The sequence below is a fragment of the Pseudomonas siliginis genome (genome assembly GCF_024072275.1).
GTDB lineage: Bacteria > Pseudomonadota > Gammaproteobacteria > Pseudomonadales > Pseudomonadaceae > Aquipseudomonas > Aquipseudomonas siliginis.
Genome location: NZ_CP099598.1, coordinates 4911066 through 4932454, shown reverse-complemented (window position 1 = coordinate 4932454; position 21389 = coordinate 4911066). Strand labels below are relative to the sequence as shown.

The 21389-nt window shown below is 60.9% G+C and carries 24 protein-coding genes; 7 read left to right on the top strand and 17 right to left on the bottom strand.

What is annotated here, in order from left to right:
• Positions 1 to 20 precede the first annotated feature (20 nt).
• The 11 genes from NF676_RS22610 to NF676_RS22560 all read right to left on the bottom strand — a co-directional run bounded on the left by NF676_RS22610 (position 21) and on the right by NF676_RS22560 (position 9785).
• On the bottom strand, positions 21 to 512 hold the full coding sequence (locus tag NF676_RS22610; protein WP_150741822.1) for a DUF2878 domain-containing protein: 492 nt from the start codon (positions 510 to 512) through the stop codon (positions 21 to 23).
• Positions 505 to 1770, bottom strand: coding sequence for an SAM-dependent methyltransferase (locus NF676_RS22605; RefSeq protein ID WP_236168897.1), 1266 nt, complete (start codon positions 1768 to 1770; stop codon positions 505 to 507). Before NF676_RS22605 ends, NF676_RS22610 begins: the two co-directional genes overlap by 8 nt.
• A complete protein-coding gene (locus tag NF676_RS22600; RefSeq protein ID WP_056790285.1) occupies positions 1757 to 2572 on the bottom strand; it encodes a DUF1365 domain-containing protein in 816 nt (271 codons plus the stop codon). Before NF676_RS22600 ends, NF676_RS22605 begins: the two co-directional genes overlap by 14 nt.
• Positions 2569 to 3816, bottom strand: coding sequence for an NAD(P)/FAD-dependent oxidoreductase (locus NF676_RS22595; RefSeq protein WP_252886793.1), 1248 nt, complete (start codon positions 3814 to 3816; stop codon positions 2569 to 2571). The genes NF676_RS22600 and NF676_RS22595 overlap by 4 nt, the downstream gene beginning before the upstream one ends.
• Positions 3813 to 4595 carry an SDR family NAD(P)-dependent oxidoreductase gene (locus tag NF676_RS22590; RefSeq protein ID WP_252886792.1) on the bottom strand — a complete coding sequence of 261 codons (783 nt, stop codon included), beginning with the start codon at positions 4593 to 4595 and terminating at the stop codon, positions 3813 to 3815. The genes NF676_RS22595 and NF676_RS22590 overlap by 4 nt, the downstream gene beginning before the upstream one ends.
• Positions 4592 to 5014, bottom strand: coding sequence for a nuclear transport factor 2 family protein (locus tag NF676_RS22585; protein WP_071173575.1), 423 nt, complete (start codon positions 5012 to 5014; stop codon positions 4592 to 4594). The genes NF676_RS22590 and NF676_RS22585 overlap by 4 nt, the downstream gene beginning before the upstream one ends.
• Positions 5007 to 6452, bottom strand: coding sequence for a deoxyribodipyrimidine photo-lyase (gene phrB / locus NF676_RS22580; RefSeq protein ID WP_252886791.1), 1446 nt, complete (start codon positions 6450 to 6452; stop codon positions 5007 to 5009). The genes NF676_RS22585 and phrB overlap by 8 nt, the downstream gene beginning before the upstream one ends.
• Before the next feature lie 16 nt (positions 6453 to 6468).
• On the bottom strand, positions 6469 to 7410 hold the full coding sequence (locus NF676_RS22575) for a MerR family transcriptional regulator (protein WP_016773222.1): 942 nt from the start codon (positions 7408 to 7410) through the stop codon (positions 6469 to 6471).
• A complete protein-coding gene (locus NF676_RS22570; RefSeq protein WP_041479992.1) occupies positions 7410 to 8372 on the bottom strand; it encodes a YbgA family protein in 963 nt (320 codons plus the stop codon). Before NF676_RS22570 ends, NF676_RS22575 begins: the two co-directional genes overlap by 1 nt.
• 214 nt (positions 8373 to 8586) lie before the next feature.
• The gene (locus NF676_RS22565) at positions 8587 to 8802 is read right to left on the bottom strand and encodes a TIGR02450 family Trp-rich protein (protein ID WP_076564097.1); all 216 of its coding nucleotides are present in this window, start codon (positions 8800 to 8802) and stop codon (positions 8587 to 8589) included.
• Positions 8799 to 9785 carry an NAD(P)/FAD-dependent oxidoreductase gene (locus tag NF676_RS22560; RefSeq protein ID WP_041479990.1) on the bottom strand — a complete coding sequence of 329 codons (987 nt, stop codon included), beginning with the start codon at positions 9783 to 9785 and terminating at the stop codon, positions 8799 to 8801. Before NF676_RS22560 ends, NF676_RS22565 begins: the two co-directional genes overlap by 4 nt.
• A gap of 197 nt (positions 9786 to 9982) precedes the next feature.
• Between NF676_RS22560 and NF676_RS22555 the strand changes: the two genes are divergently transcribed.
• The gene (locus tag NF676_RS22555) at positions 9983 to 10885 is read left to right on the top strand and encodes a TIGR01777 family oxidoreductase (protein ID WP_236168901.1); all 903 of its coding nucleotides are present in this window, start codon (positions 9983 to 9985) and stop codon (positions 10883 to 10885) included.
• A 13-nt stretch (positions 10886 to 10898) separates the two neighbouring features.
• Positions 10899 to 11924 (top strand): ferrochelatase, encoded by a 1026-nt coding sequence (gene hemH / locus NF676_RS22550; RefSeq protein ID WP_122507857.1) that lies wholly within the window; start codon positions 10899 to 10901, stop codon positions 11922 to 11924.
• A 106-nt stretch (positions 11925 to 12030) separates the two neighbouring features.
• Here the strand turns inward: hemH and NF676_RS22545 are convergent, their stop codons facing one another.
• Both NF676_RS22545 and upp read right to left on the bottom strand, forming a co-directional pair.
• On the bottom strand, positions 12031 to 13305 hold the full coding sequence (locus NF676_RS22545; protein ID WP_071173568.1) for a uracil-xanthine permease family protein: 1275 nt from the start codon (positions 13303 to 13305) through the stop codon (positions 12031 to 12033).
• Positions 13306 to 13307: 2 nt separating this feature from the next.
• A complete protein-coding gene (gene upp, locus NF676_RS22540) occupies positions 13308 to 13946 on the bottom strand; it encodes a uracil phosphoribosyltransferase (protein ID WP_024014279.1) in 639 nt (212 codons plus the stop codon).
• A 164-nt stretch (positions 13947 to 14110) separates the two neighbouring features.
• Here upp and NF676_RS22535 point away from each other — a divergent pair, with 164 nt between their 5' ends.
• From NF676_RS22535 to NF676_RS22520, 3 genes are all read left to right on the top strand, one after another.
• The gene (locus tag NF676_RS22535) at positions 14111 to 14668 is read left to right on the top strand and encodes a hypoxanthine-guanine phosphoribosyltransferase (RefSeq protein WP_016773231.1); all 558 of its coding nucleotides are present in this window, start codon (positions 14111 to 14113) and stop codon (positions 14666 to 14668) included.
• 180 nt (positions 14669 to 14848) lie between these two features.
• A complete protein-coding gene (locus NF676_RS22525) occupies positions 14849 to 15328 on the top strand; it encodes a hypothetical protein (protein ID WP_056790257.1) in 480 nt (159 codons plus the stop codon).
• Between the two features lie 63 nt (positions 15329 to 15391).
• Positions 15392 to 15679, top strand: coding sequence for a PA4642 family protein (locus NF676_RS22520; RefSeq protein ID WP_041479985.1), 288 nt, complete (start codon positions 15392 to 15394; stop codon positions 15677 to 15679).
• Positions 15680 to 15817: 138 nt separating this feature from the next.
• Here the strand turns inward: NF676_RS22520 and mqo are convergent, their stop codons facing one another.
• Both mqo and NF676_RS22510 read right to left on the bottom strand, forming a co-directional pair.
• Positions 15818 to 17326 (bottom strand): malate dehydrogenase (quinone), encoded by a 1509-nt coding sequence (gene mqo / locus NF676_RS22515; RefSeq protein ID WP_024014277.1) that lies wholly within the window; start codon positions 17324 to 17326, stop codon positions 15818 to 15820.
• Positions 17327 to 18029: 703 nt separating this feature from the next.
• The gene (locus NF676_RS22510) at positions 18030 to 18263 is read right to left on the bottom strand and encodes a hypothetical protein (protein ID WP_252886790.1); all 234 of its coding nucleotides are present in this window, start codon (positions 18261 to 18263) and stop codon (positions 18030 to 18032) included.
• A gap of 205 nt (positions 18264 to 18468) precedes the next feature.
• Between NF676_RS22510 and NF676_RS22505 the strand changes: the two genes are divergently transcribed.
• Positions 18469 to 19053, top strand: coding sequence for a YajG family lipoprotein (locus tag NF676_RS22505; RefSeq protein ID WP_024014276.1), 585 nt, complete (start codon positions 18469 to 18471; stop codon positions 19051 to 19053).
• 247 nt (positions 19054 to 19300) lie between these two features.
• Here NF676_RS22505 and NF676_RS22500 read toward each other — a convergent pair whose 3' ends face one another.
• Entirely contained in the window at positions 19301 to 19507 is a 207-nt protein-coding gene (locus NF676_RS22500) for a hypothetical protein (protein ID WP_095181665.1), read from the bottom strand.
• A 193-nt stretch (positions 19508 to 19700) separates the two neighbouring features.
• On the opposite strand from NF676_RS22500, the gene NF676_RS22495 reads away from it, so the two are divergent.
• Positions 19701 to 19979, top strand: coding sequence for a hypothetical protein (locus tag NF676_RS22495; RefSeq protein ID WP_016770663.1), 279 nt, complete (start codon positions 19701 to 19703; stop codon positions 19977 to 19979).
• 132 nt (positions 19980 to 20111) lie between these two features.
• On the opposite strand, the gene NF676_RS22490 is transcribed toward NF676_RS22495, so the two are convergent.
• Positions 20112 to 21278 carry a 1-acyl-sn-glycerol-3-phosphate acyltransferase gene (locus tag NF676_RS22490; protein ID WP_041479984.1) on the bottom strand — a complete coding sequence of 389 codons (1167 nt, stop codon included), beginning with the start codon at positions 21276 to 21278 and terminating at the stop codon, positions 20112 to 20114.
• Positions 21279 to 21389: the final 111 nt, after the last annotated feature.

The following is a 21389-nucleotide window of genomic DNA, read 5'->3' as shown; positions in this document are numbered from 1 at the left end:
GTGAAAGCGCTGACGGACGCTCACGGCGCCAGACGCCGTGCCATCAAGTGCAACAGCGGGAACAGCCCTGCCCAGAGCAGCCCGATAACGATCAGCGTCGACACTTCGCCGTAAGGGAAATGCACGCCGGCCAGGCGTCCGCCACCGTAGTACGACAATGCCCCGCCCACCGCGCCAAGTCCGCTGGCCAGCCACCATGGCCGCGCGCTCCAAGCCAGGCAGTGGCGCAACGTGGTGGCGAGCAGTGCCCATAGCAGCATCAGCCACAACGGAATCAGCGGTGACGCGTCTGCAAAGCGGAACACGTCGAGGTAACGCAAGACGCTGTCCACCGCCGTGCCGACAATCACCACGCACAGAATCAAACGACCTTCTGCCGCCCAACTGCTGATCCAGCGCAGATGAATCACCAGCGCCGCCAGTGCCAGCAACAGCCATAAACTGTTGCCGCCGAGCACGCAGGCCAGCCAGCCGAGCTGAAACAGCACGGCATTGGCGATTCGCTCACGCATCGAAGCGTCCGAGCAGGGGAGCGGTCATCGCCGCCGGTTTGGCCAGCAGCAATTGCGCGGTGCCGATGGTGCGTTCGAGGAATCCGCCCTCGCAATAGCACAGGTAAAACTCCCACAAACGCAGGAAATAATCGTCGTAGCCCAGCTCGCTCAGGCGACCATGGGCGAGGCGAAAGTTCTCGTGCCACAGGCGCAGTGTCTTGGCGTAATGCAGGCCGAAATCTTCCATGTGCAGCAGGTTCATGTCGGTTTCGCGGCCGACCACATCGAGCATCTTGTGCACCGAGGGCAGGGCGCCGCCGGGGAAGATGTAGCGCTGGATGAAGTCTACGCTGCGCTTGGCCTGTTCGTAGCGTTGTTCGCGAATGGTGATCGCCTGGAGCAGCATCAGGCCGTTGCTTTTGAGCAACTGCGCGCATTGCTTGAAGTAGGTCGGCAGGAACCGATGGCCGACCGCCTCGATCATCTCGATCGACACCAGTTTGTCGTACTCGCCGCTGAGGTCGCGGTAGTCCTTGAGCAGCAGGGTGACGCGATCCTGCAAGCCGAGTTGTTCGATGCGCTTGGCAGTGAACGCGAACTGCTCTTTCGACAGCGTCGTGGTGGTCACGCGGCAACCGTAATGCTGTGCTGCGTAAAGGGCCATGCTGCCCCAACCGGTGCCGATTTCCAGCAGGTGGTCGCTGGGTTTGAGCGCGAGTTTCTGGCAGATGCGCTCGAGTTTGTTCAGTTGCGCCTGTTCCAGGGTGTCGCTCGGCGAAAGGAACTGGGCGGCGGAATACATCATGGTCGGGTCGAGAAACTGTTCGAACAGTTCATTGCCGAGGTCGTAGTGCGCGGCGATGTTTTTCTGCGACCCCTTGCGCGTGTTGCGATTGAGCCAGTGCAGGCCTTGCACGAAGGGCCGGCCCAGACGCGCCAGGCCACCTTCCATGGCATCGAGTACATCGAGATTGCTGACGAACACGCGCACCACAGCAGTCAGGTCCGGCGAACTCCAATAGCCGTGGATGAATGCTTCGCCGGCGCCGATCGAGCCGCTGCTGGCGACCATGCCCCACAGGGCCGGGTCGAGCACATGGACTTCCCCGAGCAGAGCACTGCCCGGCGTACCGAAGAGCATTTGTTCGCCATCCTCGACGACCATCAATTGTCCGTGTTTGAGCTGGGCCAATTGGCGCAACACGCCACGGCGCAGCAGCGAGCCGGTCAAACCGTTGGTGCTGAAGCGACCGAGCGGCAGGCTAGAGGATTTCATGGTGCGGCTCCTTCGGAGGCACAGTGGCGGTTTTAAAGCTGCCGTCGGCAGCCTGGTGAGGGAAGATCGGCGCGCGCTTGAGCAGCAGTCGCAGTGCTTGCCAATAAATCGCCAAGGCGGTTTTTGCGGTCATCCACGGGAAGCGCCGCAGATAGCGATGCAGGCTGCGACGATCGAGCGGTTCGCGGCGCAGATTCAGTGTGGCGTCGAACAGTTTCTCGCTGCCCTGCCAATCGGCCATGTGCACACCCAGGCTTTGCGCGGCCGGGCTGAAGCTCATGCGGTATTCGAGGTCGCGGGGCAGAAACGGTGAAACGTGAAACGCCTTGGCTACAGCAAAATGTTGGTGGAAATCCACCAGACTGGTCGGCGTCTGCGCCGGCAACACGTAATGAAAACGCTCGCGCCATGGCGTATTGGTGACTTCACAAACGATCGCCGCCAGTTGTCCGTCGGCTTCGTGGCAGTAGAAGAAACTCACCGGATTGAACGACAGGCCCCAACTGCGCGGCTGAGTCAGCAGGCACACCGCGCCTTGTGGTTCATGACCGATGGCTGCACCGACCTGCTGGCGCACCGCGTCGATCAGGCGCATGCCCTTGCCGGTGAAGGCTTTGAGGTAATCGGTTTCGCGAAACGAGAACGGCGCAAAGCGGCTGCGCCCCGCCAGCGGCGACAAGGCCAGCACGGCGTCCTGTTCGCTCAGGTCGAGATAGAGCAGGCCAATGCGGTAGCGGAATTCGTGGCGGCGCGGCGCAAAACGTCGGTGGCCAATCACGCCGCTATACAGTGCGCTGTTCACAGGGTTTCACCGAACGCGGCGGCTACGCGCAGCCCGCTGACCACGCCATCTTCATGAAAGCCGTTGGCCCAGTAGGCGCCGCAATAATGCGTGTGCTGCTCGCCGTCGAGTTCGCCCCAGCGGTTTTGCGCGGCCGCTGCGGCGAGGGTGTATTGCGGGTGAGCGTAGGTATAGCGGGCCAGCACTTTATCGGGGCTGATGCCGGCAGTCTGGTTGAGGCTGACGCAGAACGTGGTGTCGCTCTCGATGCCCTGCAGGATGTTCATGTTGTAGGTGACCGCCGCGCGGGTATGGCCGGCGCCGCCGAGGCGATAGTTCCAGCTGGCCCAGGCCAGTTTGCGCGTAGGCAGCAGGCGCGTGTCGGTGTGCAGCACGACGTCGTTGTCGGCGTAGAGCAGGGCACCGAGAATCGAACGCTCGGCGTCGCTCGGGTTGGCCAACAGCCTCAGGGCCTGATCGCTGTGACAGGCGAACACCACCTTGTCGAAATGTTCGAGGCCGGCCGGGCTGTGGATAACCACACCATGCTGATTGCGCTCGACGCGGCTGACCGGGCAGGTCAGGCGAATCCTGTCGCTGAACGAAGCGGTCAGCGGCGCGACGTAGGCACTGGAACCGCCTTCAATGACCTGCCACTGCGGCCGATCACTGACCGACAACAGGCCATGATTCTTGAAAAAACGCAGGAAAAACTGCAGCGGGAAATTGAGCATTTCCGCCATCGGCATCGACCAGATCGCCGCGCCCATCGGCACGATGTAGTGCAGGATGAAGCGCTCGCCGTAGCCGCCGGCCTTGAGGTAATCATCGAGCGTGGTATCGGCGGCGATGCGCAGTTCCATCAGGTCGCGCTGGGCTTCTTTGTTGAAGCGCAGAATATCGCGCAGCATGCCCCAGAACCCCGGCGACAACAGATTGCTGCGCTGGGCGAACAGGCTGTTGAGGTTGTTGCCGTTGTACTCCACGCCAGTGTCCGGGTCGGTTACCGAAAAGCTCATTTCGGTCGGCTTGAACGCCACGCCGAGCTGGTTGAGCAAGCGAATGAAGTTCGGGTAGGTCCAGTCGTTGAACACGATGAAACCGGTGTCGATGGCGAACGATTGCCCAGCCACGCTGACCGGTACGGTGTGGGTATGGCCGCCGACCCAGTCACTCGCCTCGAACACGGTGATGTCGTGGCGGCGGTTCAGCAGGTAGGCGCAGGTGAGCCCGGCGATACCGCTGCCAATTACGGCGATTTTCATATCGGGTCCCGCTGCGGAGGGTTCTTGCGCACCATGCGTTTGCCGATCGCCAATTGCGCGCGGGCCGGCAATTTCGACAGCGGCCACAGCGCGGCCATGAACAGCCCCGGGAAGGCAATTTCCAGCGGACGGTCCTTGAGTTTGGCGAAGATGTGCCGCGCCGCTTTATCTGCGGGCCAGCTCAGCGGCATCGGGAAATCGTTCCTCTCGGTCAGCGGCGTTTCGACAAAACCCGGGCTGATGATGGTGACTTCAATGCCTTCATCCGCCAGATCGATGCGCAGCGATTCGAACAGGTAACGCAGCCCGGCCTTCGATGCGCCATAGGCTTCGGCCCGTGGCAGCGGCAGGTAAGTCACCGAGCTGGCCATGCCGACCAGATGCGGCGCCGAGCCTTTGCGCAACAGCGGCAGGGCGGCTTCGATGCAATAGCTGCTGGCGAGCAGATTGGTGCGCACCACGTGCTCGATGATCGACGAGTCGAACTGGCGCGCGTCGACATATTCACAGGTGCCGGCGTTGAGAATCACGCTGTCCAGCGAACCCCAGGCCTCGGTGATCTGCTCACCGATTTCGCGCACGGTCTGACTGTTGGTCAGATCGCCGGGCACCACCAGCACCTGGCCCGGATAACGCTGGGACAAGACCTTGAGCGGCGCGGCCGAGCGCGAGCTGACCGCCAGGTGCGCGCCGCTTTTCAGAATGTCCTCACACAAGGCTGCACCGATGCCACTGCTGGCGCCGGTCAACCAATACCGCCGTGGAGGTGTACGACTCATCCCATTCTCCTTTTCAGCCAGGCAATCACCCGGCCCAATATTGGCAAGTGTTCATACAGCAGCGCCCCGGCATCGAAATAATCCCGATGGCGATAAACCTTGTCGCGCCAGAGCAGGTGCGAGCAGCCACCGACCCTGATTTCCCGACCGTTGGCCAGGCGCGGATGGCGATAACTCATGACCCAGCGCAGGTAACCCTCACCTTCGCGGATCTGGTCAAAGCCGTGAAAATCGAAACGCAGATCGCTGACGTTGGCGTACAGCTCACTGAAGTAATCCCGCAGTTGTGCCAGGCCCTGAACTTCGTGCAGCGGATCGGTGAAATGAATGTCGTCGCTGTACAGCTCGCCGAGGCGATGCAGGTTGTCTTTGTTCAACCCGCAAAACTCGCGGGCGAAGCTGCGCAGGAATTCACTCATCGCTGCCGCCCACAGGCTGGCGCGACGGCAGGTTCTTGAACGCCGTCAGCGCACGCTCGCGTGAGGCGCTGAGGTTGACGATCGGGGCCGGATAATCGGCCACGCCGAACAGTCCTCCGGCTGCCGCCGGATTGTGCACTTCCTTCTTGTTGAGCCCGGCCAGTTCCGGCAACCAGTGCTTGATGAACACGCCTTCGGCATCGAATTTTTCCGACTGGCTCAACGGGTTGAAGATACGGAAGTACGGCGCCGAGTCGGTGCCGGTCGATGAGCTCCACTGCCAGCCACCGTTGTTGGCCGCCAGGTCGCCGTCGATCAGGTGGCGCATGAAAAAGCGTTCGCCCTCGCGCCAGTCGATCAGCAGGTTTTTGGTCAGGAACATCGCTACGACCATGCGCAGGCGATTGTGCATCCAGCCGGTTTCCAGCAGTTGACGCATCGCCGCGTCGATGATCGGCAGCCCAGTGCGTGCCTCTTGCCAGGCCTTGAGTTCTTCCGGCGCATCGCGCCAGGCCAGCGCTTCGGTTTCCGGGCGAAAGGCGCGATGCCGGGAGACACGTGGGTAGCCGACCAGAATATGTTTATAGAACTCGCGCCACAGCAGCTCGTTGATCCAGGTCACTGCGCCGACCTTGCCGCTTTCGAACTCGCCCTGATTGCTTTGCAGTGCAGCGTGCAGGCACTGGCGTGGCGAGATCACGCCGGCGGCAAGATACGCCGACAATTGGCTGGTGCCAGGTTTGGCCGGGAAGTCGCGTTCACTGCGGTAGTAGTCGATCTGCGCGTCGGTGAAGGTATCGAGGCGGCGTCGCGCCTCTTGCTCGCCGGCCGGCCACAGGGCGCGCAGGGATTCGCTCGGTGTGGCGAAACCTTTTACCGCCTCCGGAATTGCATCGCTGGCGATATCCAGCGCGGCCTGCTTGCCGGGTGCCTTGACCAGTGCCGGCATCGAGCGATGCAGGCGTTCGTAGCAGACTTTGCGAAACTGACTGAACACCTGGAAGTAGGTGCCGGTCTTGGTCAGCACTGTGCCGGGTTTGAACAGCAACTGATCCAGGTAACTGTGGAATTCGATGCCTTCGGCTCGCAACGTTTCGGCCACGGTTTCATCACGGCGGCTTTCGTGAACGCCGTATTCCTCGTTGGCGTGCACCGCCTCGATCTTCAAATGCCGGCAGAGTTTGAGCAGCTCCGCCGGTGCCTGATCCCAGTGCGGTGCGCTGCGAATCAACAACGGGATGTTCAGCGCGCCGAGGCTCTGGCTCAGTTCGCGCAGGTTGCGCAGCCAGAAATCCACTTTGCACGGCGCATCGTCGTGCTCCAGCCATTGCTGCGGACTCAACAGATACACCGCCACGGTCGGGCCGCGCGCTGCGGCGGCCGCGAGGGCTGTGTTGTCATGTAGGCGCAAGTCGCTGCGCAGCCAGATCAGTTGCATGTGATTAAACCCATCATCAAATCAATCCGCGCTCGAGCAGCGCCTGGTGTGCGGCAAGCGGATCTTCAGCCAGGAACAGATCGGCAGTCTGGGCGGTGCGTGCGGACAACTCGGTGTGGTGGATGTGCACCGTGGGGCCAGCAATCAAGGTCGGGCAATTGACGTTTGCCAACAGCTTGGGCAACTGCGCCAGTTGCATGGCTTTGCTCGAATACAGCAGCACGCCACGGGCTTGCAGATGCTCGACGGTCAGCGCCAGTTCACCGGCCGGCAGTGGCCAGTCGAACACTTGCACCGGGCAATCGGCACTGCTGATCAGCCATGCGCACAGCCACAGATGCGGCTCCAGCGGCAGGTCGGAATGATTGATCAACAACAGCGGCGCCGAATGCAGCTGACGGTTGTTATGGTAGATGCGTGCGCCGAATTTGCTGCGCAACCAGGAAAAGAAAAACGTCCGTTCCATCTGCGCACCGAACTGGCCCTGCCAGCGCTGTTCGAGCTCGGCCAGCAGCGGCATCAGCAATTGCTCGCACAACGTCCGTGGCGGATACAAGGCGATGGCCTGATTGACGCTGTCATCCAGCGCGCGCTCATTGAGCGAGGTGACCGCCGACAGCAACGTCTGATGCAGACGCTGCCAATCGTTTTCCACAGTTTCCGTGAAGGCCTGCGGCGCGTCGAGGAGAGGCTTGACCTGACTGACCGCAACGCCACGGTTGAGCCAGGTAAGGATGGCCATGATCCGCTGCACATGTTCAGCGCTATACAGTCGATGGCCCTTGGGCGTGCGCTGGGGCACCACCAACCCATAGCGACGTTCCCACGCGCGCAGGGTGATGGCGTTGACGCCGGTCTGCCGCGCGACTTCGCGAATCGGCAACCAGCCCTCGTCGAGGGCTTTCTTGAAGTCGGCGCCGAGGTCTTCCCGGGCGCTGCTATCGGTTTTATCGTTCATTAGATCGCGTTTCGCAGACTGAGGTTTTCCGGGTGCGGCTGCAGGTAAACCTGCTGCGCGATGTACGGGTCCGGATGGAGTCGAAAATGGTGTTTGAGCAGCGTCAACGGCACCACGAGCGGCACGATGCCCTGGCGGTACTGGCCGATGATCTGCTGCATTTCCTGTTTGTCTTCGGCGCTCAGCGATTGTTTCAAATAACCGCTGAGGTGCAGCAGCACGTTGCAATGGGTGCCGCGAGTGGCGCATTTCTTCAGCGCGGCCATCAGCTCGCTGAAATAGCGCGGGCCGAGTTCGGCGGGATCGCTGTCGGCCATGTTGCCGAGCATCTTGCCGAGGTTTTTGTATTGCAGCGGGTTGTGCGCCATCAGCAGGTACTTGTAGCGCGAATGGAACTCGGTAAGGGCGCGGCGGCTCAGGCCCTCGGCGAGCACTTGCTGCCAGGCGCTGTAGGCCAGCACGCGGGTGATGAAGTTTTCCCGCAGCACCGGATCGTTGAGGCGCCCGGCTTCTTCCACCGGCAAATCCGGATGCTGTGCACAGAATGCCTGCGCATAGATGCCGCGTCCGCCACCATTCACTGGCGCGCCGTTGTCGTGATAGACCTTGACCCGTTCCAGCCCGCAGGAGGGCGACTGCTGCATGAAGATGTAGCCGGAAAGGTCCTGCAGCTCGGCGGCCATTTTCTCGCCGTACTCGGCCAGCGGCCTGGTGACGTTGATGGTCCGGTCAACGGTGCCGACCGCCTCGGGTTGCTCAGGGTCGCCGACCAGCCGAATCGGCTCACGGGGAATGCCCATGCCGATAGCAACTTCCGGGCACAGCGGGACGAAATCGAAATATTCGGTAAGGGTGCGGCTGCACAGCCGCGATTCCTTGTGCCCACCGTTGTAGCGCACTTCTTCGCCCAACAGGCAGGCGCTGATGGCGATCTTCGGCTTGGACAGGGAAGCAGTAGACATGAGCACCTCGAATCTATACCTGTACAGAGAGTTATCTCTGTACAACTTTTCCTCAGCATAGATCGATGGATGTACAAGTCAAATGATTTGTATAAGATTTTTCTACAGCGCTGAATATGTGGGAGCGAGCCTGCTCGCGAAAGCGGTGGGTCAGTCAGTGATTTCGTATCCGATACAGCGCTTTCGCGAGCAGGCTCGCTCCCACAAGGGAAATCTATTTCCAGCCCAGTAACCAGTGCTCGCTGTCTTTCAGCACCTGCCAATCCAGTCGCTCGCTACGCTGGGTCAGCACCGCCTGCAATTCAACTTCCAGCACCGTACCTTCCTCGTCGCGGATCAGTTCGGTGACCAGAAAATGTTTTTCGCGATTTTGCGGGTGGGCTGCTGTCCACTTCGACAGCAGCAATTTGCGCGGATTGATGCGATTCATTGCAGGTGTTCGTGCAAGCGACGTGCAGCCTCCTGACCGCTCAGCCAAGCGCCTTCAACGCGGCCCGACAGGCACCAGTCGCCGCAGGCGTACAAGCCCAGGTCGGCGTCGGCCAGCGTGGTCCACTCGTGGCCGGTAGCGGGGCGGGCGTAGAGCCAGCGGTGGGCGAGGCTGAAGGTCGGCGCAGGCATGGCGCTGTGCAGCAATTCGGCGAACGCACCGTGCAGATGTTCGATTACTGCTTCCTTGGAGAGGTCGATGTGTTGCCGGCTCCAGGCGCTGGTTGCATGCAGCACCCACGTGTCGAGAGTGCTGTCGCGCCCGGGTTTGCTGCGGTTGCGCGCCAGCCAGTCGAGCGGGCTGTCCTGCACGAAGCAGCCTTCGATCGGCGTATCGAGCGGGGTTTCAAATGCGAGGGCGACGGCCCAGGTCGGCTCCATTTTCACCCCGGCAGCGACGCCGGCAAGTTTCGGTGCGGCGGCCAGCAGCGCGGTGGCTTGCGGTGCCGGCGTGGCGATCACCACATGGCTGAAGGGGCCGTGGGTGCAGCCGTCGGCGTCCTGCAGATGCCAGTGCTCTTCGCCGCGATAGACCTCGGTGATGCGGCAGGCAAACTGCACGTCCAGGCCATCGAGCAGGCCACGGGTGATGGCGCTCATGCGCGGCGTGCCGACCCAGCGGGTCTGCTCGTCCGGCGACATGTTCAGTTGGCCGCCCTGGAAGGTGTACAGCTGCGGCGTCCACTCGGCGGCCCAGCCCCGGCTCTGCCAGCGCTGCACTTCGGTGACGAAGCGCCGGTCGCGCGCGGTGAAGTATTGAGCGCCCAAGTCCAGCGAGCCGGCGTCGCTGCGCTTGCTCGACATGCGCCCGCCGCTGCCGCGGCTTTTATCGAACAGTTGGACGGTATGCCCGGTCTCTGTCAGAGCCTGAGCGGCGGAGAGCCCGGCGATGCCGGTGCCGATGATTGCGATAGGTACAGTCATAGGGGCCTCGTTTACCTTTCTGTACAGACTACGCCGTCGATGAAACCTGTACAATTCTGTTTTTTGGTATAACTTCTAGCGTTCTCGTTCTGACAGCTTGGCCTATTGTTAAACCATAGAGCCTGCCCGATCGAAAAGATCCCTGCCTATAAAAATAGACTAGTGATCCGGGTTAAACGCCACGCGAGGAAGATGTCATGCACATATTGCTGACCGGCGGTACTGGTTTGATCGGACGTCAGCTCTGCCGGCACTGGCTGGAGCAGGGCCATCGGCTGACGGTGTGGAGTCGCCGCGCGGAAAAAGTCGCGCAGATCTGCGGCGCGCAAGTGCGCGGGATTGCCCGTCTGGAGGACCTCGGCGAAGAGCCGCTGGATGCGATCGTCAATCTCGCCGGCGCGCCGATTGCAGACCGCCCCTGGACCCATCGTCGCAAGGCGTTGCTGTGGAGCAGCCGCATCACGCTGACGGAAACGCTGCTGGCGTGGCTGGAAACTCGCGCGCAGAAACCGTCGCTGCTGATTTCCGGCTCGGCGATCGGCTGGTACGGCGACGGTGGCGAACGCGAGTTGACTGAAGAATCACCGCCGGGCATCGACGACTTCGCCAGTCAGTTGTGCATCGCCTGGGAAGAAACCGCCCTGCGCGCCGAAAACCTCGGCATCCGCGTGGTACTGGTGCGAACCGGTCTGGTGCTGTCGGCTGAGGGCGGCTTTTTGTCGCGGCTGTTGCTGCCGTTCAAGCTCGGGCTGGGCGGGCCTTTGGGCAATGGTCGGCAGTGGATGCCGTGGATTCACATCGACGATCAAATCGCCCTGATTGATTTTCTTCTGCACCGGAATCAGGCCAGCGGTCCTTATAATGCCTGCGCGCCGAAACCTGTGCGCAACCGCGAATTTGCCAAGACCCTGGGCAGTGTGTTGCACCGCCCGGCGTTCATGCCGATGCCGACCCTGGCGCTGAAAGTCATGCTCGGCGAGCTGTCACTGTTATTGCTCGGCGGCCAGCGCGCGACGCCGGCACGCCTGGTGGAAGCGGGGTTCAGCTTCCGCTTTACGGATTTACGCGCGGCTCTGGATGATCTCTCCAGCCGCCTCTGAAATAGGACGTTGCATGACCGATCACGCTTTGCTTCTGGTCAACCTGGGCTCTCCGGCCTCCACCTCGGTGGCGGATGTGCGCAGCTATCTCAATCAATTTCTGATGGACCCCTACGTGATCGACCTGCCATGGCCGCTGCGGCGGCTGCTGGTGTCGCTGATCCTGATCAAGCGTCCCGAGCAATCGGCACACGCCTATGCCTCGATCTGGTGGGAAGAGGGCTCGCCGCTGGTGGTGCTCAGCCGCCGTTTGCAAGAGCAGATGACCCGCACGTGGAAACACGGCCCGGTAGATCTGGCGATGCGTTATGGCGAGCCGTCGATCGAAACCTGTCTGCTGCGTCTGGTCAAAGCGGGACATAAGAAGATCACTTTGGCGCCGCTGTACCCACAGTTCGCCGACAGCACCACGACCACGGTGATCGAAGAAGCCCGCCGCGTGCTGCGCGAGAAGAAACTCGACGTGCAGTTGTCGATCCTGCAACCGTTCTACGATCAGCCGGAATACATCGAGGCACTGGCCGCCAGCGCGCGTCCGCATCTGCAGCAGGATTACGATCATCTGCTGCTGAGCTTTCACGGTTTGCCTGAGCGCCATCTGAGCAAACTCGATCCGACGGGCAATCACTGTCTCAAAGGCGCCGATTGCTGCCAGACCGCCTCGCCGGCGGTATTGGCAACCTGTTATCGCGCGCAGTGTTTCCGTACCGCCGCCGCCTTCGCCAAAAGCATGGGGCTGGCGGACGGCAAATGGTCGGTGTCGTTTCAGTCGCGCCTGGGCCGGGCGAAATGGATCGAGCCGTACACGGAAGCGCGGCTGGATGAACTGGCCAAAAGCGGGGTGAAAAAGATTCTGGTGATGTGCCCGGCGTTCGTCGCCGATTGCATCGAGACGCTGGAAGAGATCGGCGATCGCGGCAAGGAACAGTTCCGCGAAGCGGGGGGCGAGGAGTTGGTGCTGGTGCCGTGCCTGAACGACGACCCGCAATGGGCCAAGGCGCTGGCGACCCTCTGCGAACGAGCGCCGCTGGCCCTTTAAAAACTTCGCGAGCAGGCTCGCTCCCACAGGTTGAAATGCATTCCAGACCTGTGGGAGCGAGCCTGCTCGCGAATGCTATCTGTCAGGCGATGAAGATCCGAAAGCCTTAGATCAGCGGCTCATCCGCCTTCTTCTGCTTCCAGCCATCATTGCCCGGCAGGATCAGGTTCAGCGCAATCGCCACCACCGCGCACAGCGCGATGCCTTTGAGGCCGAAGTCATCAGGACCGGTGCCGGTGCCGACCAGCACGCCGCCGATACCGAACACCAGCGTCACCGAAACAATCACCAGGTTGCGCGCTTCGCCCAGGTCGATCTTGTGACGGATCAGGGTGTTCATGCCCACCGCTGCGATCGAACCGAACAGCAAGCACAGAATCCCCCCCATCACCGGCACCGGAATGCTCTGCAGCAGCGCGCCGAACTTGCCGATGAACGCCAGGGTGATGGCGAAGATCGCCGCCCAGGTCATGATTTTCGGGTTGTAGTTTTTGGTCAGCATCACCGCGCCGGTCACTTCGGCGTAAGTGGTGTTGGGCGGGCCACCGAACAGGCCGGCGGCCGTGGTGGCGATGCCGTCACCGAGCAGGGTGCGATGCAGGCCCGGCTTCTTCAGATAGTCGCGACCGGTCACGCTACCCACGGCAATCACGCCGCCGATGTGTTCGATCGCCGGGGCCAGCGCTACCGGAACAATGAACAGAATCGCCTGCCAATTGAACTCGGGCGCGGTGAAGTGCGGCAGAGCGAACCATGGCGCTGCAGCAATTTTCGCCGTGTCGACCACGCCGAAATAGAACGACATGGCAAAACCCACCAGCACGCCGGAAATGATCGGCACCAGACGGAAGATGCCTTTGCCGAACACCGCCACGATCAGCGTGGTCAGCAGCGCCGGCATGGAAATCATCATCGCCGTCTGATAGTGGATCAGCTCGCTGCCGTCGCCGGCCTTGCCCATCGCCATGTTCGCGGCAATCGGCGCCATGGCCAGGCCGATGGAGATGATCACCGGACCGATCACTACCGGCGGCAGCAAACGGTCAATGAAGCCGGTGCCTTTGATCTTCACAGCCAGGCCGAGGAAGGTGTAGACGAAACCGGCCGCCATCACCCCGCCCATGGTCGCGGCGAGGCCGAACTGGCCCTTGGCGAGGATGATCGGCGTGATGAAGGCGAAGCTCGACGCGAGGAACACCGGCACCTGACGCCCGGTGACGATCTGGAACAGGATCGTCCCCAGACCCGCGGTAAACAGTGCCACGTTGGGGTCCAGGCCGGTGATCAGCGGCATCAGCACCAAGGCGCCGAAGGCCACGAACAGCATCTGCGCGCCGGACAGCACCGTGCGCCAGAGCGGATCGTTGAACTCTTGCTGCATGGTTACGCGTCCTTCTGCTTGGTGCCGAAGATCTTGTCACCAGCATCGCCAAGCCCAGGAATGATGTAGCCGTGCTCGTTCAAACGTTCATCGATGGACGCGGTGTAGATGGTCACGTCCGGGTGCGCCTGTTCGACGGCAGCAATGCCTTCCGGCGCGGCCACCAGGACCATGGCACGGATGTCGCGGCAACCGGCCTTTTTCAGCAGGTCGATGGTGGCAACCATGGAGCTGCCGGTGGCGAGCATCGGGTCGATGATCATCGCCAGGCGTTCGTCGATTTCCGGTACCAGTTTTTCCAGATAGGTGTGCGCTTGCAGGGTCTCTTCGTTGCGGGCAACGCCCACAGCGGAGACCTTGGCCCCCGGGATCAGGCTGAGCACGCCTTCGAGCATGCCGATACCGGCACGCAGGATCGGCACGACGGTGATCTTCTTGCCGGCGATTTTCTCCACCGACACGGTGCCGCACCAACCGGCAATGTCGTAGGATTCGAGCGGCAGATCTTTTGTAGCTTCATAGGTCAACAGGGCGCCGACTTCCTGAGCGAGCTCGCGGAAATTCTTGGTGCTGATGTCAGCGCGGCGCATCAGGCCGAGTTTATGACGGATCAGCGGATGGCGGATCTCGAGGATGGGCATGGGAAAGGCTCCGGCGGCGGGCAAAAAAACCGGCCTAGATTAATCTATCCGAGGGTGATGTCCTATAGGACATTCTGTACGTTAGTCCATAAGAGCTTGATTCGACCTCGCGGGATGCGTACCTTTGCCCGCTTTTCCAATTCCGCCAACCCCTGGAGAGCGCCATGTCCGCTGATCTCGAGCATATCCGTCAAATCATGCGAGAGGCTGACTGCCTGTACACCGAGTCTGAAGTCGAGGCGGCCATCGCTCGCGTCGGTGCACAAATCAACGAACAACTGGCTGACAGCAATCCGGTGGTGTTCTGCGTGATGAACGGCGGCCTGATCTTCTCCGGCAAACTGCTGACGCATCTGCAATTCCCGCTGGAAGCGTCCTACCTGCACGCGACCCGTTATCGCAACGAAACCAGCGGCGGCGACCTGTTCTGGAAAGCCAAGCCGGAAGTCTCGTTCATCGACCGCGACGTGCTGATCATCGACGACATCCTCGATGAAGGTCATACCCTGGGCGCGATCATCGACTTCTGCAAACACGCCGGCGCACGCAAAGTGCACACCGCCGTGCTGATCGACAAGGACCACGACCGCAAGGCACGTCCTGACCTGAAAGCCGATTTCGTCGGCCTGCCGTGCATCGACCGCTACATCTTCGGTTATGGCATGGACTACAAAGGCTACTGGCGCAACGCCAACGGGATTTACGCCGTTAAAGGCATGTAAGAACCTGCATTGCCCCCTGTGGGAGCGAGCCTGCTCGCGAAGGCGTCGTGTCAGTCAGCATCATTGAAAACTGACACACCGCTTTCGCGAGCAGGCTCGCTCCCACAGTTGTTTTTGTGTGTGCTGATCCTTGCGCGACAGCCATGCTAGAGTGCTCGGCCCCGCCCCCCGGAGCCTGTCATGCGCCTCTTGATCCGCAGTCTCGCCGCCCTGTTGCTGTCCCTCAGCCTGCCGCTGTCCGCCGCGCCGATGCACAGCCAGTTCCTGCCGCCGGACGATCTGACCCTGCGCGACGCTGAACCCGAGCAGCAGCAACTGCTGCAAGTCAGCGAGTATTCGGTGGTGGTCGGTGCGCAGCGCCAGTCCAATCAGCAGCCGATTCCGGTCACCTCATCCTTGTTGATCCGCCTCAAGGGCAAGTCTCTGAACAAAGGCGCGAACATCAACCAGGTGCTGGTGAGTTTCGACGGCGAAAGCAAAAGCCTGAAGAAACCGGCATATGACGATAAAAGCAAAACCCTGACGCTGTTCTATCCGCTCGCTCAATACCGCGTGGTGATGGATCTGCTGCGCAACGACACGGTGTATGTGCAGTTCCTCAGTTATGCCAATGGCCATATCTGGGCCGATCTTCATACCGGGGCGATTCGTCCGCGTTGAGCCGGGCGGCCGGGCAAGGGTAAACTGCCCGCCCCGTGTCATGTCTGCGAGCTGGAGTCGGCAATGCGTAAAGATAAGAAACAAGTGATTGGTGACGAGATCGGCGATGAGCAGATCAAGCTGTTCCTCGATTTTGAGCCGGTCGACGCCACTTCGCCGTCGCTGCACAAACTGATCAAGGCCTATCGCGGTTTGCGCATCGATGATTTCGAGCGCTTTCTGGGCTTCTTCGTTGCGGCGGGTTATGACGTTGATGGCAAGGATGAGCAGGGCAAGACCTTTGTTGACCTGATCGCCGATCAGCGCAACGCCCCGGACTACATCGAGCTGATCGAAAAGTCCCGCTCCTGAGATCAAAAGATCGCAGCCTGCGGCAGCTCCTACAGGGTGTAAATCAATCCCGTGTAGGAGCTGCCGAAGGCTGCGATCTTTTGCTTTTCAAGGCCATGAAAAAACGCCCCGATCGGGGCGTTTTTTCATGCCGCAAGATCAAGCGAAGCTTGGCGTCTCGCTGCTTTCTTCAACCAGTTCCAGGGCGATGTTGTTCTGCGTGTTGATCTTGCGATACAGCGCAGCATCGGTTTCCAGAACCTTTTCACGGGCCGGGAAGATTTCCGCGAGTTTGCTTGCCCACTCGCCTGACGCCTTGGCCGGGAAGCACTTCTCGATCAGTTCGAGCATGATCGAAACGGTCACCGACGCGCCTGGCGAAGCGCCGAGCAGGGCGGCGAGGGAGCCGTCCTTCGCCGCGACCAGTTCGGTACCGAACTGCAGGATGCCGCCCTTTTTCGGGTCCTTCTTGATGATCTGCACCCGTTGCCCGGCCACTTCCAGGCGCCAGTCTTCGGCTTTCGCCTGCGGGTAGAAACGCCGCAGCGATTCCAGGCGCTGTTCCATCGATTGCATCACTTCGCTGACCAGGTACTTGGTCAGGTCCATGTTGTTTTTCGCCACCGCCAGCATCGGCCCGATGTTGCCGGCGCGCACCGACATCGGCAGGTCCATGAAGGAGCCATGCTTGAGGAACTTGGTGGTGAAACCGGCGTATGGCCCGAACAGCAGGGATTTCTTGCCGTCGACGACGCGAGTGTCGAGGTGCGGCACCGACATCGGTGGCGAACCCACGGCCGCCTGGCTGTAGACCTTGGCCTGGTGGTGCTTGACCACTTCCGGGTTATCGCAACGCAGCCACTGGCCACTGATCGGGAAGCCGCCGAAGCCTTTGCTTTCTTCGATGCCCGAAGCCTGCAGCAACGGCAGGGCCGCGCCACCGGCACCGAGGAAGACAAACTTTGCGTCGACTTCGCGGGTGTTGCCGTTGTTGACGTCCTTGATGCTGACGGTCCAGCCGGCGCCGTTACGCTTGAGGCCGGTCACGCGCTTGCAGTATTTGACCTGGGTGTCCGGGGCACTGCTCAGGTGCTTGAGCAACTGATTGGTCAGGGCGCCGAAGTTGACGTCGGTGCCGTTCATCACACGGGTGGCGGCGAGGACTTCGTCGGGCGAGCGCCCCGGCATCATCAGCGGCATCCACTCGGCCATCTTGCCCTTGTCTTCGGTGTATTCCATGTCGGCAAACGCGTGGTGCTTGCTCAGGACATTGAAGCGTTCCTTGAGGAACGACACACCGCTCTCGCCCTGAACGAAACTCAGGTGCGGTACCGGGCTGATGAAGGATTTGCACGAGCCGAACGTGCCCTTCTTGGTCAGGTACGACCAGAACTGCTTCGACACCTCGAACTGGGTGTTGATGTGCACGGCTTTCTTGATGTCGACGCTGCCATCGGCAGCCTGCGGGGTGTAGTTCAGCTCGCACAGGCCGGCGTGACCGGTACCGGCGTTGTTCCACGGATTGGAACTCTCGGCGGCGCCGGAATCCATCAGCTCGACGACTTCCAGCTTGATCGCGGGGTCTAGCTCTTTGAGCAGTACGGCGAGGGTGGCACTCATGATGCCGGCCCCTACCAGAACTACGTCGACTGCTTCGTTATGCGCCATTTAACGCGTCTCCCAAATCTGCAGCACCAAATTGTCGGCATGGCTGCCAGGCGTTCCAGGGCAGGTCAGTGGGCCCGGGCTATCCGTGGTCAGGTGGGCCATGTCCGAATCTTCGCAATTTTTCGCAACTTCGACGGATGCGTGCGGCCTGGTTTCAAGCGTTCCATGAACGCATTTTCGCGCAGGGCTGGCAATTCGACTTATGGTCGAGTCATCCGTTTTCGTGCAACCAAATCCGTAGCGGACAGGCTTCAGGCTCCGATGTTCGAGGTATACCCGGTCCTGTGTCGTTGGGCTGTTTCAGACGCTAATGGTGCATGTTCAGACGCAAAACTATTCATTTGCTCGCCACACTCTTGTGAAGTTGTGAAAACCCGTTTTTTTCACGCTCTTTTGAAGACGTGAACCTCAAAAAGGGCTGCCTTGGCCTGGCACCTGCCCGCTAGGGCAAAACAACGCGGTGGCCGAGCGAATGACAGCTCTGCAGATTCGCGAAAAGCGGGTTTTTGCCGGAAGAACAGGCAAGCGCGCCAACTTCACTCGATCTGTGTGGGCGGCTCTCTGTGGGCGATTTTGATGTCGATGCATGCGCATTGACGCTGTTGCGGGGCCCGATCAGGAGACGTCCTTATAATCGGGGGGAGATTGTAGCGAAGAAATGCGCGCAGTTGCTCGTGTTTAATGACTTTTATTAGGCATCCGGTCAGATGCTCAACTGCACCTGACCCCGTGCGCGCATTTGTCGCGGTACGACCCGGGCGCTGGCGGGCAGCGGCTGGTTCAGCCAGGTCAGGCGGATTTCTTCGATTTCCACCCAGTCGTCGCCCATCGGTTGCAGGCTGCACTGCTTGAAGGCCTGGCAATGACCGTTGCGGTCGAGCAGGGCAAAGCTGCGATGCAGCGGGCGTGGGGCGAACAGCGAGATCAGATAACGCATGGCAGAGTTCCTTGAAGGAGGACTGCTTTGAAGCTTGTCGGCAAGCCATGACGCCAGGGTGTATGGACGGTGAAGAATGTGTGACAGGAACCGCTTTCGGCGGGGTTTGTCTGACATTGCAGTATTCACTGTGCGACGCTGGTTACGTGCAGTGGCCCACCGCTATACTGCCGGCCTGTTTGTGCCTGATTCTGGAGAGAAGAGCATGTTGCAACGCCTGTTGTTCGGTTTGATCACTGTCGCCGGTTTGACCCTCGCCGGCTGCGCCCACAGCCCGCAACAACTGAATCCGGAGCCGAAGCTGACCACGCAACTGCCAGCGGTCGGTCGCGGCCAGCCTGTCATCGTGCGTGTGGTCGACGGTCGTCCGTCGCCAACCCTCGGCACCCGTGGCGGTCTGTACCCGGAAACCAGCGCCATCACCGTGCAGCGCGAGCAGATCCTGCCCAAGCTGCAGGCCCAGGCCGAAGCCGCCGTGCGTCTGCTCGGCTTCACCCCGACCACTAACGCACCCAACGCGCCGCAACTGACCGTGACCCTGGCCGAGCTGAAATACCAGTCGCCGAAAGAAGGCATGTACGTGACCGAAGCGACCATCGGCGCGACCTTCCGCTCCGACGTGCAGAACGCCAACCGCCGTTACAGCGGCCGTTACGGTGCGTCGCTGGACCAGCGCTTCGGCATGGCGCCGAATCAGGAGACCAATACCAAACTGGTCAGCGATGTATTGAGTGACGCACTGACGCGTCTGTTCAAGGACCCGACCGTGGGTCAGGTTCTGGCTGAGTAAGTTTTCCGTAGATGTGAAAAAGCCCGGGGCCAGTGATGGTTCCGGGCTTTTTTGTGGATCTGAGATTTGTGTCGTATGGGAAATCGATTCCCCTCACCCCAGCCCTCTCCCGAGGGAGAGGGAGCCGATCGCGTGTGCTTCAAAACCTGAATTCGGCGCGGTATCTCATGTCGGCGTATCTACCGCAAACACCTCGGTCAGTCCCCTCTCCCTCTGGGAGAGGGCTAGGGTGAGGGTCTTTTGACGTTCAGGCAGCCTGAGAATAAAAATCGAGCACGCTCACTCCGGTCAGCAAATCCGTCTCGGGCAAGTCCGCATGCTGATGCCCGCCCAGCGCGCAATACACCAGCCAGTGCCGATCCTGCACGTTGAAGGCAAGGCTGCCGATCAGGCTTTGCTGGTCGTCGTAAGGAGTGATGAGGTACAGGCGATCCTGGTTTTCCGCGTGCAGCATGTCGCATTCCATTCGGGTTTCGAGGCGCGCAGGGTGAAGCATCCACGTGACGATGCCATGACACAGGGCAGCCATCGGTCGATTGTCAGGTTATTTGTCGCAAAGGCTGGGGCAGGGCGTCAGGGTTTGGGTAGAATCCGCGCCGCGGTCGTCGGTCTGGCGTCTGCCACACCGGTTAAGTTCGAGGTCTGTGATGTCGCTGCACTTGATGACGCTGTTTACCGCCCATCCCGCCAAGTTGATCAACCTGCTGGCCTTGCTGCTGGCCTTTCCGGGCAGCTGGCTGCTGCACGCGACCCGCCGCCGTGAGCAACGCGCCCAGGCCAGTCTCGCCGCCCAGCGCCAGGCGCAGCCCAATGCCGAGCCGATGCTCGATTGGGCGACGTTGCGCATGAACCGGTTTTTCTATCGCTTCGGATTTGCTTGCCTGGGCCTGGCCCTGATCGTCTCGTGGATCAGCACGCGCTTCTGAAAGCAAAAGCAAACCCTGTGGCGAGGGGATTTATCCCCGCTGGACTGCGTAGCAGGCCCCGTTTTTCTCAGGTAAAAACTTGGGAGCGCTGCGCACTCCAACGGGGATAAATCCCCTCGCCACAGCCGTTGCCTACAGCGGCAACCCAGCCTTGACCCGATACTGATTGCGCACCGGCGTCGCATATTGCAGCACCAGGTACGGACGATGCTCAGCGGGGCAGGCGTCCAGACGGCTTTGCCACTCATCCTGCGCCTTGGCCAGTTCGTCAGCCGGGAACACCTCGGCCGCCGTCGGCACATTCAGTTGCGGATCGGCATCCGCCCACTGCGCGTACGCCAGGTAATGCACCGGGAACAGCCGGTAGCCGCCGAGAATTTGCTTGTCCATCTCGATCGCCAATTGCTTGGTGTCCTCGAACACCTCAGTGATCGGCGCGGCAAAGTTCACGTGGACCCGGCCCTTGTAGCCGGTGATGCCCTTGGCAATGCTCACGTCATCCTCGCCCGGCGCCTTGGCGTAGGTGCCGGTGGTGGCGCGGATGTAGAGTTCGCGGGCCTTGGCCTGGTCGCAGGGGTCGTACTCATAGCTGATCGACACCGGCGTCACGTTGAGCGAGCGGATCACTTCGCCGAACGGCTCGTCCTTGCGGCTCATGTGGAACATCTTGAGGATCGCCGACTCGGTGCGGTCGTCGCCGTCCTTCGCCCGACCTTCAGCCTGAGCAATCCAGATCGAGGCGCAATCGTTGCGGATCGAGTGATTGATGTACGCCGACAGCAATTGATACGCCGCCATTTTCTCGCGACGGCCGGTGATCGAACGGTGGACGATGAAGCTCTTGTTCAAGCGCATCAGGTCACTGACAAAAGGCTTCTGCAGCAGGTTGTCGCCAATCGCGATGCGCGGCGTCGGCAGGCCGGCGTGGTACACGGCGTAATTGACGAAGGCCGGGTCCATGACGATATCCCGGTGGTTGGCGATGAACAGGTAGGCGCTGCCGGACTTGAACTGCTCGACACCGGTATACGTCACGCCGTCGGTGGCGCGCTCAATGGTGTGGTCGACGTAGAACTCGACTTTGTCCTGTAAGGTAGCCACGGAATTCACGTCGGCAAACTCACGACGCAGCCGATGGGCTATAAGAGGTTTGAGCATCCAGCCGAAGGCACCGGCAAAACGCGGGAAGCGGAAGTGGGTGAGGATATCTAGAAACGCCTTGTCGCCGAGCAGCCTTGCCAGTACCGCAGGTACTTCGCTGTCGTCGTAAGGTCGGATGGCATCGAATTCGCCCATCATGCTCTCTTGTTGGAAACGGCTAGGGTAAGTAAAGGGTTTGATCGAAAACCCGCAGGGCACGGTCTGAAAAGTAGCCAGACAAAAATAGCCCTGCAAATAGACCGGCGATTA